The sequence below is a fragment of the Streptomyces sp. ISL-12 genome, from assembly GCF_018614415.1.
In the GTDB taxonomy this organism is placed as follows: Bacteria; Actinomycetota; Actinomycetes; order Streptomycetales; family Streptomycetaceae; genus Streptomyces.
Genome location: NZ_JAGGOO010000085.1, coordinates 35,030 through 51,769 on the forward strand (window position 1 = coordinate 35,030; position 16,740 = coordinate 51,769).

The window sequence follows — 16,740 nt, forward strand, 5'->3', positions numbered from 1 at the left end:
ATTACTCTGCATACTCATGCAGAACAGCGACCGAGCAGCCCGAGGAGCGACGCAAGTGAGCAGCAACAGCGGTGACGTACGGCTCTGGGGCGGCCGTTTCGCCGACGGTCCCGCCGAGGCCCTGGCGAAGCTGTCCGCGTCCGTCCACTTCGACTGGCGGCTCGCGCCCTACGACATCGCCGGTTCGCGTGCCCACGCGCGCGTGCTGCACAAGGCGGGACTGCTCACCGAGGACGAGCTGACCCGCATGATCGCCGGGCTCGACCGGCTCGAAGCCGACGTGGCCTCCGGGGACTTCGTGGGCACCGTCGCCGACGAGGACGTGCACACCGCCCTGGAGCGGGGCCTGCTGGAGCGGCTCGGCCCCGACCTCGGCGGCAAACTGCGCGCCGGGCGGTCCCGCAACGACCAGGTGGCGACGCTCTTCCGCATGTACCTGCGGGACCACGCCCGCACCCTCGGAGGCCTGGTCGCCGACCTCCAGGACGCGCTGATCGGCCTCGCCGAGGCCCACCCGGACGTGGCGATGCCCGGCCGCACCCACCTTCAGCACGCCCAGCCGGTGCTCTTCGCCCACCACGTCCTCGCCCACGTCCAGGCGCTGTCCCGGGACGCCGAGCGGCTGCGCCAGTGGGACGAGCGCACGGCCGTGTCCCCGTACGGTTCCGGCGCGCTGGCCGGTTCGTCCCTGGGCCTGGACCCGGAGGCGGTCGCGAAGGACCTCGGCTTCGAGCACGGCAGCGCCGCCAACTCCATCGACGGCACGGCCTCCCGGGACTTCGTCGCCGAGTTCGCCTTCATCACCGCGATGATCGGGGTGAACGTCTCCCGGATCGCCGAGGAGATCATCATCTGGAACACGAAGGAGTTCTCCTTCGTGACCCTGCACGACGCGTTCTCCACCGGCTCGTCGATCATGCCGCAGAAGAAGAACCCGGACATCGCCGAGCTGGCCCGCGGCAAGTCCGGCCGCCTGATCGGCAATCTGACCGGCCTCATGGCCACCCTCAAGGCCCTCCCGCTCGCGTACAACCGCGACCTCCAGGAGGACAAGGAGCCGGTCTTCGACTCCATCGACCAGCTGGAGATCCTGCTCCCCGCCTTCACCGGCATGATGGCCACCCTCACCGTGCACCGCGAGCGGATGGAGGAGCTGGCCCCGGCCGGGTTCTCGCTCGCCACGGACATCGCCGAGTGGCTGGTCCGCCAGGGCGTGCCGTTCCGCGTCGCGCACGAGGTCGCGGGCGAGTGCGTCAAGGCCGCCGAGTCCGAGGGCAAGGAACTGGACGAGCTGACCGACGAGCAGTTCGCCAAGATCTCCGCCCACCTGACGCCCGAGGTCCGCTCCGTCCTCAACGTCCAGGGAGCGTTGGCCTCCCGCAACGGCAGGGGCGGCACGGCCCCGAGCGCGGTGGCGATCCAGCTGGCGGAAGTGAAGGCGGACGTGGAGCGGCAGCACATGTGGGCGCGGGCCAGGCGTTGAGGGGCGCGGGGCGGTATCGCTCCGCGGCCCCGCCACGTGGGCGCGAGCAGCCACACCCCACCCGCGCCCGCCGAACCACCGCCCGAACCCACCCCCTGAGGCGAAGGTCATCACGGGTTACGTTGGTCGACAGCCCTCTCAAGGCCGACCGAACGGACCCGCGATGCCCCTCACCCTCCCCCAAGGCCTCGGCTTCGGCCTGGCCGCAGTAGGCCGCCCCGGCTACATCAACCTCGGCCGGGAAACGGACCTCGGAGACGACCGCAGCGTCGCCTCGCTGCGCCGCCGCACCCACGACCTCCTCGACGCCGCGTACGCGAGCGGCGTCCGCTACTTCGACGCCGCCCGTTCCTACGGCCGCTCCGAGGAGTTCCTGGCCGGCTGGCTGACCGCCCGGCCGGAGATCGAGGACGTGACCGTCGGCAGCAAGTGGGGATACACCTACACCGCCGACTGGTCGACCGACGCCGAGAAGCACGAGGTCAAGGACCACACGCTCGCCACGTACGAACGTCAGCGCGCCGAGACCGACGCCCTGCTCGGCGACCGGCTCGACCTCTACCAGATCCACTCGGTGACCCCCGACAGCCCGGCCCTCACCGACAAGGACCTGCACGCCCGGCTCGCCGAGGCCGCCGCCGGCGGCGTCACCGTCGGCTTCTCCACCAGCGGTCCCGCCCAGGCCGACGCCATCCGCGCCGCGCTCGCCGTGACGGTCGACGGCGCCCCCCTCTTCCGTACCGTCCAGTCGACGTACAACGCGCTGGAGACCTCGGCGGGGCCGGCCCTCGCCGAGGCGCGTGACGCCGGGCTCTCCGTGATCGTCAAGGAGGGCATGGCCAACGGCAGGCTCGCCGCCCCGCACGCGCCGGACGCGCTGCGGGCCGTCGCCGAGGAGACCGGCCTCGGCTGTGACGCCGTCGCCCTCGCACTGGTCCTGCGGCAGCCCTGGGCGGACGTCGTCCTCTCCGGCGCCGCGACCGTCGCCCAGCTCGGCTCCAACCTGGACGCCGCGACGGCCGTCCTCGACGACGGTCAGGCGGCCCGCCTGGCCGCGCTCGCCGAGGACCCGCGCGCCTACTGGGAGCGACGCGGGCAGCTGCCCTGGCACTGAGGCCCCCCTACCGCGCGACGCACAGCCCGGGCGTGGGTCGCGTGCACCCGCCGTGAGACATTGATGTCTCATTCGGGTTATGGTTGTCTCATGGCTGTAGATCGTGACCATGTGCTGCGCGCCGCCGCGGCCCTGCTGACCCGGAAGTCCACCGCGACCATGGACGAGGTCGCCCGTGCGGCCGGGATCAGCCGGGCCACGCTGCACCGCCAGTTCGCCGGACGGGACGCCCTGGTGCGGGCGCTGGAAGCGCTGGGCATCGCCGAGTGCGAGGCGGCCCTGGACGCCGCGCGCCTCGACGAGGGCCCGGCCGCCGACGCCGTACGCCGCACGGTCGGCGCGCTCGAACCCTCCGCCGCCCTGCTCGCCTTCCTCTACAGCGAGAACCAGCTCTTCGAGGGCGACCAGGTCGACGAGGGCTGGACCCGGCTCGACAGGCGGCTCGCCGCCTTGTTCCGGCGGGGCCAGGAGAGCGGCGAGTTCCGTATCGACCTGCCCGCGGTCTGGCTGACCGAGGCGTTCTACGGCCTGCTGGCCTCCGGCGCCTGGGCGGTGGTGGACGGCCGCGTGGCGCGCAACGACTACACCCACCTGGTCGTCGAGCTGCTGCTCGGCGGCGCGCTCAGGAGGGAGGGAGCATGACCAGCACCCTGCGACCGGCCGACCCGGCCGCGGCGGTGACCCGCCCCGGCCGCTGGCTGGCGCTCGCCGTCCTCGTCCTGGCCGTGCTGCTGGTGGCCGTCGACGCGACCGTCCTGGGTCTCGCCACCCCCTACATCAGCGAGGATCTCGCTCCCTCCGGTACCCAGTTGCTGTGGATCGGTGACGTCTACTCGTTCGTCATCGCCGGTCTGCTCGTCACCATGGGCAGCCTGGGCGACCGCGTCGGACGCAAGCGGATCCTGCTCGCCGGCGCCACGGCGTTCGGCGCGATATCCGTGCTCAACGCCTACGCGCACACCCCCGAGGTGATGATCCTGGCGCGGGCGCTGCTCGGCGTCGCGGGCGCCACCCTCATGCCCGCCACCCTGGCCCTGATCCGCAACCTCTTCCACGACCCGCGCGAGCGCAGCCTCGCCGTCGGCATCTGGGGCGCCGCCGCCTCCGCCGGCGCGGCGGTCGGCCCGATGCTGGGCGGGTTCCTGCTCGAACACTTCTGGTGGGGCTCGGTCTTCCTGATCAACCTGCCCGTGATGGCCGTCCTGGTCGTCGTCGGTGTCAAGCTGCTGCCGGAGTCCAAGAACCCGGCCCCCGGCCCGTTCGACCCGTTCAGCGTCGTCCTGTCGCTGGTCGGCATGGTCGGTGCGGTGTACGCGGTCAAGGAGGCCGCCGCGCACGGGTTCGCGTGGGGCACGCTCGCGGCCGGCCTGCTGGGCGCCGCCGCGCTGTACGGGTTCGTCCGGCGCCAGCTCACCCTGCCGGTGCCGCTGCTCGACATGCGGCTGTTCCGCAGCCGGGGCTTCAGCGGGGCGGTGCTGGCCGACCTGCTGGCCGTCCTGGGACTGTCGGGGCTGGTGTTCTTCCTCTCCCAGTACCTGCAACTGGTGCAGGGCAGGCGGCCGTTCGAGGCGGGGCTGGCCGAACTGCCCGCCGCGCTCGGTGCGGTGGCGGCCGGTCTGGTCGCCGGCCGCGCGGCCCGGCGCTTCTCGGTACGGGCCGTGGTCGCGGGCGGCCTGGCCGCCGTCGGCCTCGCGCTGGCCGCGCTCACCGTCATCGGCCGGGACACCGGCTACCCGCTGCTCGGCGCGGCCCTGCTGGTGGTCGGCCTCGGCGCCGGGTTCGCGTTCACCGTCACCGCCGACGTGATCCTCTCCAGCGTGCCCCGCGACCAGGCGGGCACCGCCTCCGCGGTCTCCGAGACGGCGTACGAACTCGGCGCCGCCCTCGGCATCGCGCTGCTCGGCTCCATCGTGACCGGCGTCTACCGGGACTTCACCGGCCCGGCCGGCACGCCGCCCGAGGCGCACGAGTCCCTGGGCGGCGCCGTGGAGTCCGCCGCCCGCCTGCCCGCCGACACGGGCGCGGCCCTGCTGGACGCCGCCCGGCAGTCCTTCGTCGACGGACTGGCGCTCGCCGCGGGCATCGGCGCGGCCGTCCTGCTCGCCGCTGCGGTGGCGGCCTGGTTCCTGCTGCGCGGGCAGGCGCTGGAGGGCGGCGCGGGGAAGGAGCAGGAACAGGGCCTGGAGGCCGGCGCGGGGAACGAGCGGGACCCGTCACCGCCGGCCCCCGGGCGCGCGCAGGCGCCGTAGCCCGCCGGGGCGCACCGGGTACGACGACGGCGGGCCGTCCGGAGAACGGCCCGCCGTCGTCGCAGCGCTGTCGGGGCGGGGAACCGGACTCCGCCCGCGGGGCGGCCTACGCGGCCTTCCTGGCCTTCGTCGCGTACACGTCCACGTACTCCTGCCCGGACAGCCGCATGACCTCGGTCATCACCGAGTCCGTCACCGCCCGCAGCACATAACGGTCCCGGTCCATCCCCTCGTACCGCGAGAACTCCATCGGCTCGCCGAACCGGACGGTGACCCGGCCGGGACGGGGCAGGCCCCGGCCCCCCGGCTGGAGCTTGTCCGTGCCGATCATCGCGAACGGCACGACCGGCGCGCCGGTCATCAGCGTCAGCCGGGCGCAGCCGGTGCGGCCCCGGTACAGGCGGCCGTCGGGGGAGCGGGTGCCCTCCGGGTAGATGCCGAAGATCCGGCCCTCCTCCAGCACCCGGCGCCCGGTCATCAGCGCCGCCACACCGCCGCTCGCGCCGTCCCGGTCCACCGGGATCATGCCGACGCCGGTGAAGAACCAGGCCATCAGCCGGCCCTTGAGGCCCTTGCCGGTGACGTACTCGTCCTTGCCGATGAAGAAGACCTGCCGCTTGGTGACGATCGGCAGGACGATGGAGTCGATGAACGTGAGATGGTTGCCGGCCAGGATCACCGGGCCGTCGCCCGGGATGTTCTCCGCACCTTCCACCTGTGGGCGGAACATCAGGCGCATGATCGGACCGAGCACTGCCTTGATGAGCGCGAAGCGGGACAACGGACCCTCCGGTGTCGGTGTGACGTGGGACGTCGGGGCATGCGGTATCAGTCTGTGCAGGTGAGGACATTACTCGCGGCCACCAGGGTCGCGCACGTCGGGCCACCAGGGTCTTACGTGTCGGTGACACGCGTTCACCTGGTGGGGCGCGGCGTCGCCCGCCGGAAACCCGGCCGGAACGAATGTGACGTTGTTCGCACCCGCCGAGCGGGGAGCCCGTGTGCCGTCCTCACCGTGTGCCACCGGCCGAGTACCCGCGCCGCCCGCAGGGAAGCCGACGGAACGTCAACCGTCCAGCCCGTCCAGGCCCTCCTGCCCCTCTCCTCCCATACGACATCCCGTGTCGCCCCCGCGTTCGACGCGAGGTCTCCCTCCGGACACGTACGCGCCCCTACGATCGGCCCGCATCCGACCAGGCGACGGCCAGACGAACAAGGGGCGCTCATGGGAACGCGGGAGTCGAACGAGCACAGCGGCGGCACCGGACGGCGGGCCCTCCTCGGCGCCGCGGTGCTCGGCGCGGGCGGGGCGGCCCTGGGCCTGTCCGGCACGGCGAGAGCCGCCGGGTCCGGCCGGGGGAAGGGCGGCGGCGTGCGGAGCCTGCCCGTGCCGACCATCGTCGGACACCGCGGGGCCAGCGGAAACCGGCCCGAGCACACCCTGGGCTCCTACCAACTCGCCCTCGACATGGGCGCCGACATCGTCGAGGCCGGCGACCTGGTGCCCACCAAGGACGGTCACCTCGTCTGCCGGCACGAACCGGAGATCGGCGGGACCACGGACGTCGCCGACCACCCCGAGTTCGCCGGCCGCAGGACCACCAAGGTCCTCGACGGCGTCTCCACCACCGGCTGGTTCACCGAGGACTTCACCCTCGCCGAGCTGAAGACGCTGCGCGCCACCGAGCGCATCCCGGCCAACCGTCCGCACAACACCCTCTACGACGGCCGCTGGGAGATCCCCACCTTCGAGGAGGTGCTGCGCTGGCAGGACGAGCAGACCCGCAGGACGGGGAAGCAGGTCTGGATCTACCCCGAGCTGAAGCACCCCACCTACTTCCGCAAGCTCGGCCTGCCCACCGAGGAACGCCTCGCGCAGCTGCTGCGCAGGTACGGCAAGGACAAGAAGAACTCCCCGGTCATCGTCCAGTCCTTCGAGCCCACCAGCATCCAGCGGATGAACAAGCTGGTCGGCAACCCGCTCGCCGTGCTGCTCTCCGGCGCCGGCTCGCGCCCCTGGGACTTCGTCGAGACCGGAGACCCCCGCACCACGGACGACCTGATCACGCCCGAGGGGCTCAAGGAGATCGCCTCCTACGCCCAGGGCATCGGCCCCACCCTGGACCTGATCATCCCGCGCGACTCGGCCGGCCGGCTCACCGCACCGACCACCCTCGTCCGCGACGCACACCGGGCGGGCCTGATCCTGCACCCGTACACGATGCGCAACGAGAACCCCTTCCTCCCCGCCGACTTCCGCAAGGGCACCGACGCCGACGCCTACGGCGACGCCTTCGGCGCCTTCCAGGCGTACTTCGCCACCGGCATCGACGGCGTCTTCACCGACAACCCGGACACCGGCCTGCTGGCCCGCGAGGACTTCCTCAACAGCTGACGCGTCAACACATATGGCGAACACCCCGGTTGGGGTGACATCCGGCCGCCCGGGCAACCACCGCCCGGGCGGCAGTCGTATCTCCGCATATGACGCACGACCTGCTCACCCTCCTGGGCCCGCTGCTCACCGCCGAGGCCACCGCCGAGGCATATGCGTCCGGAGTCGAGCCCGGGGACCTGGAGCAGGCGGTCTGGCTGCGCCTCCTGGAGCGCCTGGACGCCGACGACCCGCCCGCGGACCCGCACCGCTGGCTGCGCAGTGCCGTGCGCACCGAGGCCCGCCGCACCCGTCGTACCGCCCGTGCCGAGCGCCCGTACGGCACCGAGCCGACCGACGTCGCCGACCGCGGCCCGGAGCAGCTCGCCCTCGTCGCCGCCCGCCACCGGGCGCTGCGCGACGCGGTGCACCGGCTGCCCGGCCGCTGCCCCCGGCTGATGATGGCGCTGCTGTCGCCGGACGACCTGACCTACCGCGAGATCGCGGGGGAGTTGGGTATCTCACAGGGCAGTATTGGACCGGAACGTTCCCGATGTCTGGGATGTCTGCGCCGATTGCTGACGCCGGAGGTTGCGGGTGACTGACGACGGGGATAGGAGTGAGGAACAACAGGCGATCAGGTGAGCGGGAGGCATGCGCACATGGGCATGAGCGTGACCATCTCGGCGGCGACCGAGCAGGATGCCGAGCAGATCTTCCGGCTGCAGTACCTCTGCTTCCAGAGCGAGGCGGCGTTGTACGGCAACTACCGCATCGACCCGCTCGTCCAGACCCTCGACTCCGTCCGCGAGGAGGTCGCCAAGGACTGCGTCTTCGTGGCGCGGCTCGGCGACGAGGTGGTCGGCTCGGTGCGCGGCCGGGAGACCGACGACGGTTCCGCGGCCATCGGCAAACTCTGTGTCCACCCCCGTCTCCAGGGACATGGCATCGGCGCCCGCCTGCTGAAGGCGGCCGAGGCGGCCCTCGCCGAGGAGCACGGCGCCACCCGCTTCCGCCTGCACACCGGCCACCGCAGCGAGAGCAACCTGCGGCTGTACCGGCGGGTCGGCTACGAGACGGTGGGCACCGCGCAGGGTGCGGACGGCGTCCCGATGATCATCCTGGAGAAGCAGTCCGGGGCGTACGCGACCACGGCGTGAGCGTCGCGCCGGGCGTCCCGCGGGGCTTACGCGGTGCGCGCCCGGCGCAGCCAGTACAGGGCGGACAGCGGCAGCAGCACCGGGATGAAGACGTACCCCATCCCGTAGTCCGACCACACGGTCGAGTCCGGGAAGGCGGACGGCTCCACCAGCGTCCAGGTGCCCACGATCAGCACCCCCGCCAACTCGGCGGCGCAGCAGATCCGCGCCGCCCTGCGGGCCGTCTCCCCGCCGCGCACCAGGGTGTAGGTGATGAAGCCGTAGACCACGCCGGCCACCGCGGACAGCGTGTACGCGAGCGGCGCCCGGTCGAACTCGGTGGCGATCTGGTAGACGGACCGCGACACCGCGCCGACGACCATCACGCCGTACAGCCACACCAGCAGGATGCCGGGCCCGCCGATCAGCCGTGTCCGCTCCGGCTCGCTCTCGGCCGTCACCATCTCAGCCTCCCCAGATGTCATAGAGCCGCACCTGAAGGACGGCGAGGACGATTCCGCCGGCGGCCACCGTCACCGAGCCCCAGCGGGTCCGCTCGGCCAGGGACATGAACCCCGCCGCCGGGACGCACGCGAAGGCGCCGACCAGATAGGCCACGAAGATCACCGTGCCCTGCTCCGGCTCCTCGCCCCGCGCCAGCTGGACGATCCCGATCACCAGCTGCGCCAGCGCCAGCACGGTCACCACGGCCATGCCGATGAAGTGCCAGTCCTTCGTCGGCTGGTCACGGTAGGCGGCCCAGCCGCACCAGGCGGCGAGCAGCAGCGCGGCGACGGCGGTCACCAGCGTCAGGACGTCAAGCATGCCAGTGACCTTATTACGGCCGAAACGGCCCGATGCGGCCGACCCCGGCGGGCACCGTAGGGTCGACGGCATGAAGATCCGCGCGCAGGCCCTGCTGTTCGACAACGACGGAACCCTCGTCTCCTCCCTGGAGTCCGTGCACCGCTGCTGGACCCGGTGGGCCCAGGAGTACGGGATCACCGCCGAGGAGTTCGGGAAGGTCGAGCTGCACGGCCGTACCGCCGCCGAGGTCGCCGCCGACCTGCTGCCCGCCGACGTCGTGCCCGGGGCCGTCGCGCGGATCGAGGACCTGGAGGTGGAGGACGTGCCCGGCGGGGGCGTGCGCCTGCTCCCCGGCACGCTCGGCCTCCTCGGCGCGCTGCCGGCCGACCGCTGGGCCGTCGTCACCTCCGCCACCCGGCGCCTCGCCGAGGCCAGGCTGGCGGCCGTCGGCATCCTGCCCAAGACCCTGATAGCCGCCGACGACATCACGCGCGGCAAGCCCGACCCCGAGCCCTATCTGCTCGGCGCCCGCGCCCTCGGCGCCGACCCGGCCGCCTGTGTCGTCTTCGAGGACGCCCCCGCCGGACTCCGCTCCGGCCGCGCCGCCGGCATGGCGACCGTGGCGTTGGCCACAACCCACCGGGCCGACGAACTGGACGCCGACCTGGTCGTCGAGGATCTGTCGGCCTTGTCCGTACTGGTCACGGACGGGGGCGTGGAGATCTCCGTACGCGACTGACGCGCGGCGTCCGCGTCCACCGCCGTATCACCACCGTCCACTATGCGGACAGTGGTCTCCTGGTCGAACGTATACGTCTGCTTTACTACTCGCATGACCACGACGAGCGACCGCACTCCTGCGACCGAGGCGACCATGACGCCCGGTGCTCGTTGTACGGGTCGAATGCGCGCCTGCTAGAGGGCCCCCGCACCACCGAGCCTCGCGCCCCGAAGCGAGAGCCGGCTCCGGTCGCCGCAGGCGGCCGAGCCCCGGCCGCGCGCACATGTCTCCTGTCGGTTCCACCGCCACCGCGAGAACCGTGCCGCGTCCTTCGAACCGCATGCACCCGTGCCCGGGCCCACCCGCGCCCGCGCACTCGACAGTGACGGAAACCCACGTGATCACCACCTCCGGCCTGACAAAGGTCTACCGCTCACGCGGTCGTGAGGTCACCGCCCTCGACGGCGTCGATCTGCATGTCCGCGAAGGCGAGGTCTACGGCGTCATCGGCCAGTCCGGCGCCGGCAAGTCCTCGCTGATCCGCTGCGTCAACCTGCTGGAGCGCCCCACCTCCGGCACGGTCACCGTCGCCGGACAGGACCTCACCGCCCTGGCCGGCCGCGGGCCCCGGGCCGGCAAGGAACTGCGGCAGGCGCGCAGCCGTATCGGCATGGTCTTCCAGCACTTCAACCTGCTCTCCACCCGGACCGTGCAGGACAACGTCGAACTGCCGCTGGAGATCCTCGGCAAGTCGGGGAAGGAACGTTCCGCCAAGGCGCTGGAACTGCTCGACCTGGTCGGCCTCGCCGACAAGGCGAAGTCCTACCCCGCCCAGCTCTCCGGCGGCCAGAAGCAGCGCGTCGGCATCGCCCGCGCCCTGGCCGGCGACCCCAAGGTGCTCCTCTCCGACGAGGCCACCAGCGCCCTCGACCCCGAGACCACCCGCTCCATCCTCCAGCTGCTGCGCGACCTGAACCGGCAGCTCGGCCTGACCGTGCTGCTCATCACGCACGAGATGGACGTCGTCAAGAGCATCTGCGACTCGGCCGCCCTGATGGAGTCGGGCCGGATCGTCGAGTCCGGCACCGTGAGCGAACTGCTCGCCACCCCGGACTCCGAGCTGGCCGCCGCGCTCTTCCCGGTGACCGGCGAGCGCACCGCCGAGGACCGCACCGTCGTCGACGTCACGTTCCACGGCGAGGCCGCCACCCAGCCGGTCATCTCCCAGCTCTCCCGCACCTACAACATCGACATATCGATCCTGGGCGCGGCCATCGACACCGTCGGCGGCCTCCAGGTCGGCCGGATGCGCATCGAACTGCCCGGCCGCTACGAGGACAACGTCGTGCCCGTCGGCTTCCTGCGCGAACAGGGCCTCCAGATCGACGTGGTGGACGGCTCCGAACCGGTGAAGGAAGGCGCGCGATGACCTGGTCCGAGATGCAGCCCCTGCTGGAGCAGGCGTGTCGGGAGACGCTGGTCATGGTCGGCTGGTCGACCCTGATCGCGGTCGTCGCCGGCCTGCCGATCGGCGTCCTGCTGGTCCTCACCGACCGGGGCGGCCTGCTCCAGAGCACCCCGGTGAACAAGGTCCTCGGGCAGATCGTGAACGTCGCCCGCTCGATGCCGTTCATCATCCTCATGGTCGCCCTGATGAGCTTCACCCGCTGGATCACCGGGACCACCATCGGCTCCACCGCCGCGATCGTGCCGCTGGCCATCGGCGGCATCCCGTTCTTCGCGCGGCTGGTCGAGACGGCGGTGCGTGAGGTCGACGGCGGACTGGTCGAGGCCGTGCAGGCGATGGGCGGCAACACCTGGACCGTCGTCCGCAAGGTCCTGGTCCCCGAGGCCCTGCCCTCCCTGATCGCCTCCACCACGACCACGGTCATCGCCCTCATCGGCTACTCCGCCATGGCCGGCACCGTCGGCGGCGGCGGCCTCGGCGACCTCGCCGTCCGCTACGGCTACCAGCGCTTCGAGACCGGCCTGATGTGGATCACCGTGGCGGTCCTCGCCGTCGCCATCTCCGTCATCCAGTTCGCCGGCGACTACGCCGCCCGAGCCCTGCACCGGCGCGGCGCCCGTTCCGGCCCCGGCCCGAAGCTGAGGCTGCTGAAGGCGAAGGAGCCCGCGGCGGCCGACATCAGCAAGGTCGCCTGACCCGGGCGCCCGTCCCCCAGAACGCCCCTCATCCGGGGCAGCTCCACCCTGAAGGAAAGGCACTTTTCGTGCGTAACACCGCCAAGTTCACCACCGCCGTCCTCGCCGCCGGAGCCCTCACCCTCGGGCTCACCGCCTGCGGCTCGGGCAGCGACTCCGCCTCCGACACCTCCGGCCCGCTGGTCGTCGCCGCGACGCCCGTGCCGCACGCCGAGATCCTGAACTACGTCAAGGACAACCTGGCGAAGAAGGCCGGCCTCGACCTGGAGGTCAAGGAGTTCACCGACTACGTCACGCCGAACACGGCGACCGAGGACGGCTCGGTGGGCGCCAACTACTTCCAGACCGAGCCGTACCTGGAGGACTTCAACAAGAAGAACGGCACCCATCTGAAGTCCGTCGCCTCCGTCCACCTGGAGCCGCTCGGCCTGTACTCGAACAAGGCCGACAAGGCGAGCGACCTCAAGAACGGCGCCACCATCGCCGTCCCCAACGACACCGTCACCGAGGCCCGCGCCCTCCAGCTGATGGCCGACAACGGGCTGCTCACCCTCAAGGACGGCGTCGGCACCTCGGCCACCACCGCCGACATCACCGAGAACCCCAAGAACCTCAAGTTCAAGGAGCTGGAGGCGGCCCAGACCCCGCGCTCCCTGAACGACGTGGACGCCGCCGTCATCAACGGCAACTACGCGCTGGAGGCCGACCTCAAGCCGTCCGAGGACGCGCTGGTCCTGGAGTCGGCCGAGAACAACCCGAACGTCAACCTCCTGGTGGTCAAGGAGGGCAACGAGGACGACCCGCGGGTCGAGAAGCTCGCCAAGCTCCTCACCTCCGACGAGGTCAAGAAGTTCATCGACGAGAACTACTCCGGTTCCGTCATCGCCTCCTTCTGATCCCGCCGGCACCCGCACCACGGGGTCCGCTCCCGCCCGGAGCCGACCCCGTGGTGCGGTTCCGTGGCCGCATGCTGCATGCTGGGCAGTTCAGTGAGGCCCCTGACGGTGAGGCCCTGACGGTTTCGACGGTTCGAAGGTTACGGAGCGGCGCATGACGAGCAGCACCTTCCCCAACATCTCCATCAGCACGGAGCGGTTGGTGCTGCGTCCCCTCGACGAGGACGACGTCCCCGCCCTCGCCGCCATGATGAACGACGAACAGGTCGGCGCCTGGACCGACGTCCCGCAGCCCTTCAGCGAGGCGGGTGCCCGCACCTGGATCACCGAGCACGCCCCCGCCGAACGCGCGGCCGGCCGCGGACTCGACCTCGCCGTCACCGAGTTCCTCACCCAGCGCCTGGTCGGCATCGTCCAGCTCACCAAGACCAACTGGCACGTACGCTCCACCGAGCTGTCGTACATCGTCGCCCCCTGGGCGCGCGGCGAGGGCTACGCCTCCGAGGCCGCGCTCGCCACCGCCCAGTGGCTCTTCGGCGACCAGAAACTCGAGCGCATCGAACTGCGCACCGCCGCCGACAACACCGCCTCCCAGCAGGTCGCCCAGAAGATCGGCTGCATCAGCGAGGGCGTCCTGCGCAACGCCTGCATAGCCCACGTCCGGGCCGAGGACGGCACCTGGTCCGACGTACGCACCGACTTCATCGTGTGGAGCCTGCTGCCCGAGGACCTCGAAGGCGCGGCCGAGCACCTGGCCGACACCGGCTTCACCACCTTCACCGACTGGAGCTGACCCGCTCCGTCGGCGGGTACGCTCACTGAGCTCCGTCAGGGGCCAGCCCTCTACCACGACCTGCGAAAACCTGGAGACTGACGACGATGGCCGACCGCGTCACGGTGATCGGCTGGGACGGCTCGCCGCTGACCGCCGCGGCACGCTCCGCCCTCGGCGCCGCCACCCTGGTGGCCGGTGCCGGACACCATCTGGCGCTGCCCGAAGTACCCCCCGCCGCCGAGCGCGTCCGCCTCGGCAGCGTCGCCCTCGCCGCCCGCCGCATCGCCGCCCACCGGGGCACGGCGGTCGTGCTCGCCGACGGCGACCCCGGCTTCTTCGGCGTCGTACGCACCCTGCGGGCACCCGAGTTCGGCCTGGAGGTCGAGGTCGTCCCCGCGGTCTCCTCCGTCGCCGCCGCCTTCGCCCGCGCCGGGATGCCCTGGGACGACGCCCAGGTGGTCGTCGCCCACCCCCGCACCCTGCGGCGCGCGGTCAACGTCTGCCGGGCCCACACCAAGGTCGCCGTCCTCACCTCCCCGGGCGCCGGACCCGCCGAACTCGGCCTGCTGCTGGAGGGCGTGCACCGCACCTTCGTCATCTGCGAGGAACTCGGCACCACCCGCGAACGGGTCGCCGTCGTCACCTCCGACAAGGCCGCCGACCACACCTGGCGGGACCCCAACGTCGTCATCGTCATCGGCGGTTCGCCCGGCACGGCGGACGGCACCGGCTGGATCGCCGGACGCGACCCGGCCACCGGTCCGCGCGGCTGGTCCCTGCCCGCCGAGGCGTACGGCGGCGGACTCGGCGAGGGCGAGACGGACCTGCTGCGCGCCGCCCAGCTCGCCCGCCTCGGCCCCCGGCCCGGCGACCTCGTGTGGGACATCGGCTGCGGCAGCGGCGCCTTCGCCACCGAGGCCGCCCGCGGCGGCGCCGCCGTCATCGCCGTCGACCGCGACCTGGCCGCCTGCGCCCGCACCGACGCCACCGCCCGCCGCTTCGGCGTCCAGCTCCAGATCATCCAGGGCACCGCCCCGCACGTACTGGAGAACCTGCCCGAACCGGACGTCGTCCGCGTCGGCGGCGGGGGAGCGGCCGTGGTCTCCGCGGTCGCCGACCGCCGCCCGCAGCGCATCGTCGCCCACGCCGCCACCCGCGACGAGGCCGAACTCGTCGGCCGGGACCTCACCGAGCACGGTTTCCGCGTCGAGTGCGCCCTGCTCCAGTCCGTCGGACTCGACACCCGCGCCTGGACGGAGACCGAGCGGAGCGTCGCGTTCCTGCTCAGCGGAGAACTGCCGCGGCGCGAAGCGCCTCGTTGAGGGGTGGTGGCCGGGTGACGGGCGGGACTGCCGGAGCGGGAGGACCGCGCCCCGTGATCCGGTTGTCGTACCGCGCGCGGTAGGCTGGCCGATCGTTGTACCGCTCTCGGGCACCCGACGCTTCGTCGGTCAATGTCCGGAAAACCTGACCCTTTTGGGCGGGTGTGGTACGGCGAAACCTGAGGGCGCGCAACGTGGCGCAGTCCACAGCGGCCCGTCGCGGATCAAGCTGTCGTGGCGGGCGAACGACCGCGAGAATGCCACTCAATGGCTTTGTCGCCTTTTCCGGCGGGTCGTTCGTGCCGCTGGGCACGCACGCTCGTTCTTCACCACGGAGCGGTCGGTGCGCCGTTCCGGGTGAGCTGGTCGTAGGAGCACTAACCGATGGGCGAGGGGTACGCATGACCGACACCGGCCAGATCCCGGGCGAGGGGCTGCCGGAGAACGCAGGCATGGTGGAGCAGCCGGGCGTTGCCGCGCCGGGTGCGTACACCTACCTCTCCGAGACCACCGCCGAGGACGAGGACCTGTTGCTGCTGCCCGGTGCCCAGAGCGCCTGGGGCAACGAGGTCGCGCCGCCCGCCCCGGAGCCCGTCGTCGAGGCCGTCCACGAGCCGGAGCCGCACGAGACGTCCGGCCGCGACAGCGGTGCGTTCGATCTCGGCGCGGTCCGCTCGCCGGGCCCGGCCCCGGCCGCCCCGCGCCGGCCCCTGCACCTCGGCCCGCCGATCCCCGACGCCTCGGCGAGCCCGGTCCGTTCCCTCGCCGACCGCGGCCCGGCCACCGCGCCGAACAGACCCGCCGTTCCCCCGGCCACCGGCCCCGAGCACCTCGACCCGTCGCAGACGGCGGCGCCCCAGCCCCGAGTGGGCGCCGTCGCGGGGGCCGCCGAAACGGTTGCTCCGGCACCGGGTCCGGGTCCGGGTCCGGCGGGCGTGGCCCAGGCCGTCGTGGCCCGGGTGGCGACCCAGCCGGAGCGCTCGGCGGAGCAGTCGCAGGACGTGGCGCAGGCCGGCACGGAGGTCGGTGCGGAGGCCGGCGCGGTCTCCGCCGAGGCCGACGCGCAGGAGAGCGCGGGCCAGGTTGCCGAGGCGGAGGACTCGCAGGCTCCGGAGCCCGTGACCGCGCCCACGGAGACGCCCGGCGCCCCGGCTCTGGAGGCACCCGAGGCCGCCGTCGAGCCTTCGGGGGCGGGGGTGCCCGGTCCGGACGTGCCTGGTTCCGCGGAGGCGGAGGCGTCGGAGGCGTCGGAGGTGCCCGGTCCTGTCGAGGGCCAGGCGGCTGAGGCGACCGGTGCTGCCGAGGGGCAGGGGCCTGAGGCTCCTGACTCCGTGGCGGGGCAGGTGGCCGAGGCGGCCGGTTCCGTGGACGAGCAGGTGCCCGCGGTCCCCGGCCCGGCGGCGGGCGAGGGCTCTGACGTGGCTGGTCCGGTGGCGGGCGAGGGCTCTGACGTGGCTGGTCCGGTGGCGGGCCACGGCTTCGATGTGTCCGGTCCGGTGGAGACGCAGGCGCCGGAGGCCGCTGAGGCGCCGGTGGCCCAGGATGTCCGGACGCCGGACGCGCCGGAGGCAAGCGCCACCGACGCGGATCAGGTCCCCGGGGCCGAACCCGGGGCTGCCCCCGAGGCCGTAGCGGCTCCCGAGCCCGAGGCTGCCCCCGAGGCCGTAGCGGCCGCCGAGCCCGAGGCTGCCCCCGAG

At 72.6% G+C, this 16,740-nt stretch carries 16 protein-coding genes and 1 pseudogene; 14 read left to right on the top strand and 3 right to left on the bottom strand.

The window, feature by feature from the left end:
- The first annotated feature begins 55 nt into the window (after nucleotides 1-55).
- The 4 genes from argH to J7I94_RS23705 all read left to right on the top strand — a co-directional run bounded on the left by argH (nucleotide 56) and on the right by J7I94_RS23705 (nucleotide 4,846).
- Nucleotides 56-1,483, top strand: coding sequence for an argininosuccinate lyase (gene argH, locus J7I94_RS23690; RefSeq protein WP_215169773.1), 1,428 nt, complete (start codon nucleotides 56-58; stop codon nucleotides 1,481-1,483).
- A 163-nt stretch (nucleotides 1,484-1,646) separates the two neighbouring features.
- Nucleotides 1,647-2,597 (top strand): aldo/keto reductase, encoded by a 951-nt coding sequence (locus J7I94_RS23695; protein WP_215169775.1) that lies wholly within the window; start codon nucleotides 1,647-1,649, stop codon nucleotides 2,595-2,597.
- A 90-nt stretch (nucleotides 2,598-2,687) separates the two neighbouring features.
- Nucleotides 2,688-3,239 (top strand): TetR/AcrR family transcriptional regulator, encoded by a 552-nt coding sequence (locus J7I94_RS23700; protein ID WP_251075615.1) that lies wholly within the window; start codon nucleotides 2,688-2,690, stop codon nucleotides 3,237-3,239.
- Nucleotides 3,236-4,846 (top strand): MFS transporter, encoded by a 1,611-nt coding sequence (locus tag J7I94_RS23705; RefSeq protein ID WP_215169779.1) that lies wholly within the window; start codon nucleotides 3,236-3,238, stop codon nucleotides 4,844-4,846. Before J7I94_RS23700 ends, J7I94_RS23705 begins: the two co-directional genes overlap by 4 nt.
- Nucleotides 4,847-4,952: 106 nt before the next feature.
- Here the strand turns inward: J7I94_RS23705 and J7I94_RS23710 are convergent, their stop codons facing one another.
- Entirely contained in the window at nucleotides 4,953-5,585 is a 633-nt protein-coding gene (locus J7I94_RS23710; protein WP_251075621.1) for a 1-acyl-sn-glycerol-3-phosphate acyltransferase, read from the bottom strand.
- 486 nt (nucleotides 5,586-6,071) lie between these two features.
- Here J7I94_RS23710 and J7I94_RS23715 point away from each other — a divergent pair, with 486 nt between their 5' ends.
- The 3 genes from J7I94_RS23715 (at nucleotide 6,072) to J7I94_RS23725 (ending at nucleotide 8,380) form a co-directional block, all read left to right on the top strand.
- The gene (locus tag J7I94_RS23715) at nucleotides 6,072-7,241 is read left to right on the top strand and encodes a glycerophosphodiester phosphodiesterase (RefSeq protein WP_215169781.1); all 1,170 of its coding nucleotides are present in this window, start codon (nucleotides 6,072-6,074) and stop codon (nucleotides 7,239-7,241) included.
- Nucleotides 7,242-7,330: 89 nt separating this feature from the next.
- Entirely contained in the window at nucleotides 7,331-7,825 is a 495-nt protein-coding gene (locus J7I94_RS23720) for a sigma-70 family RNA polymerase sigma factor (RefSeq protein ID WP_215169783.1), read from the top strand.
- Nucleotides 7,826-7,882: 57 nt separating this feature from the next.
- The gene (locus tag J7I94_RS23725) at nucleotides 7,883-8,380 is read left to right on the top strand and encodes a GNAT family N-acetyltransferase (protein WP_215169785.1); all 498 of its coding nucleotides are present in this window, start codon (nucleotides 7,883-7,885) and stop codon (nucleotides 8,378-8,380) included.
- Between the two features lie 26 nt (nucleotides 8,381-8,406).
- Here the strand turns inward: J7I94_RS23725 and J7I94_RS23730 are convergent, their stop codons facing one another.
- Entirely contained in the window at nucleotides 8,407-8,823 is a 417-nt protein-coding gene (locus J7I94_RS23730; protein WP_215169787.1) for a hypothetical protein, read from the bottom strand.
- 1 nt (nucleotide 8,824) lies between these two features.
- Nucleotides 8,825-9,184 carry a hypothetical protein gene (locus J7I94_RS23735; RefSeq protein WP_215169789.1) on the bottom strand — a complete coding sequence of 120 codons (360 nt, stop codon included), beginning with the start codon at nucleotides 9,182-9,184 and terminating at the stop codon, nucleotides 8,825-8,827.
- A gap of 70 nt (nucleotides 9,185-9,254) precedes the next feature.
- Here J7I94_RS23735 and J7I94_RS23740 point away from each other — a divergent pair, with 70 nt between their 5' ends.
- The 7 genes and pseudogenes from J7I94_RS23740 to J7I94_RS38525 form a co-directional block, all read left to right on the top strand.
- Entirely contained in the window at nucleotides 9,255-9,905 is a 651-nt protein-coding gene (locus J7I94_RS23740) for an HAD-IA family hydrolase (RefSeq protein ID WP_215169791.1), read from the top strand.
- 322 nt (nucleotides 9,906-10,227) lie between these two features.
- Nucleotides 10,228-11,316: a methionine ABC transporter ATP-binding protein gene (locus J7I94_RS23745; RefSeq protein WP_215169814.1), complete on the top strand. Its 1,089-nt coding sequence runs from the start codon at nucleotides 10,228-10,230 to the stop codon at nucleotides 11,314-11,316.
- A complete protein-coding gene (locus J7I94_RS23750) occupies nucleotides 11,313-12,050 on the top strand; it encodes a methionine ABC transporter permease (RefSeq protein WP_215169793.1) in 738 nt (245 codons plus the stop codon). Before J7I94_RS23745 ends, J7I94_RS23750 begins: the two co-directional genes overlap by 4 nt.
- A 68-nt stretch (nucleotides 12,051-12,118) precedes the next feature.
- Nucleotides 12,119-12,946 carry a MetQ/NlpA family ABC transporter substrate-binding protein gene (locus J7I94_RS23755; protein ID WP_215169795.1) on the top strand — a complete coding sequence of 276 codons (828 nt, stop codon included), beginning with the start codon at nucleotides 12,119-12,121 and terminating at the stop codon, nucleotides 12,944-12,946.
- A 154-nt stretch (nucleotides 12,947-13,100) separates the two neighbouring features.
- Entirely contained in the window at nucleotides 13,101-13,739 is a 639-nt protein-coding gene (locus J7I94_RS23760; protein WP_215169797.1) for a GNAT family N-acetyltransferase, read from the top strand.
- A gap of 86 nt (nucleotides 13,740-13,825) precedes the next feature.
- A complete protein-coding gene (cbiE, locus tag J7I94_RS23765) occupies nucleotides 13,826-15,043 on the top strand; it encodes a precorrin-6y C5,15-methyltransferase (decarboxylating) subunit CbiE (RefSeq protein WP_215169799.1) in 1,218 nt (405 codons plus the stop codon).
- A gap of 401 nt (nucleotides 15,044-15,444) precedes the next feature.
- Nucleotides 15,445-16,740, top strand: a pseudogene (locus J7I94_RS38525) (5,6-dimethylbenzimidazole synthase); the annotation flags it as partial.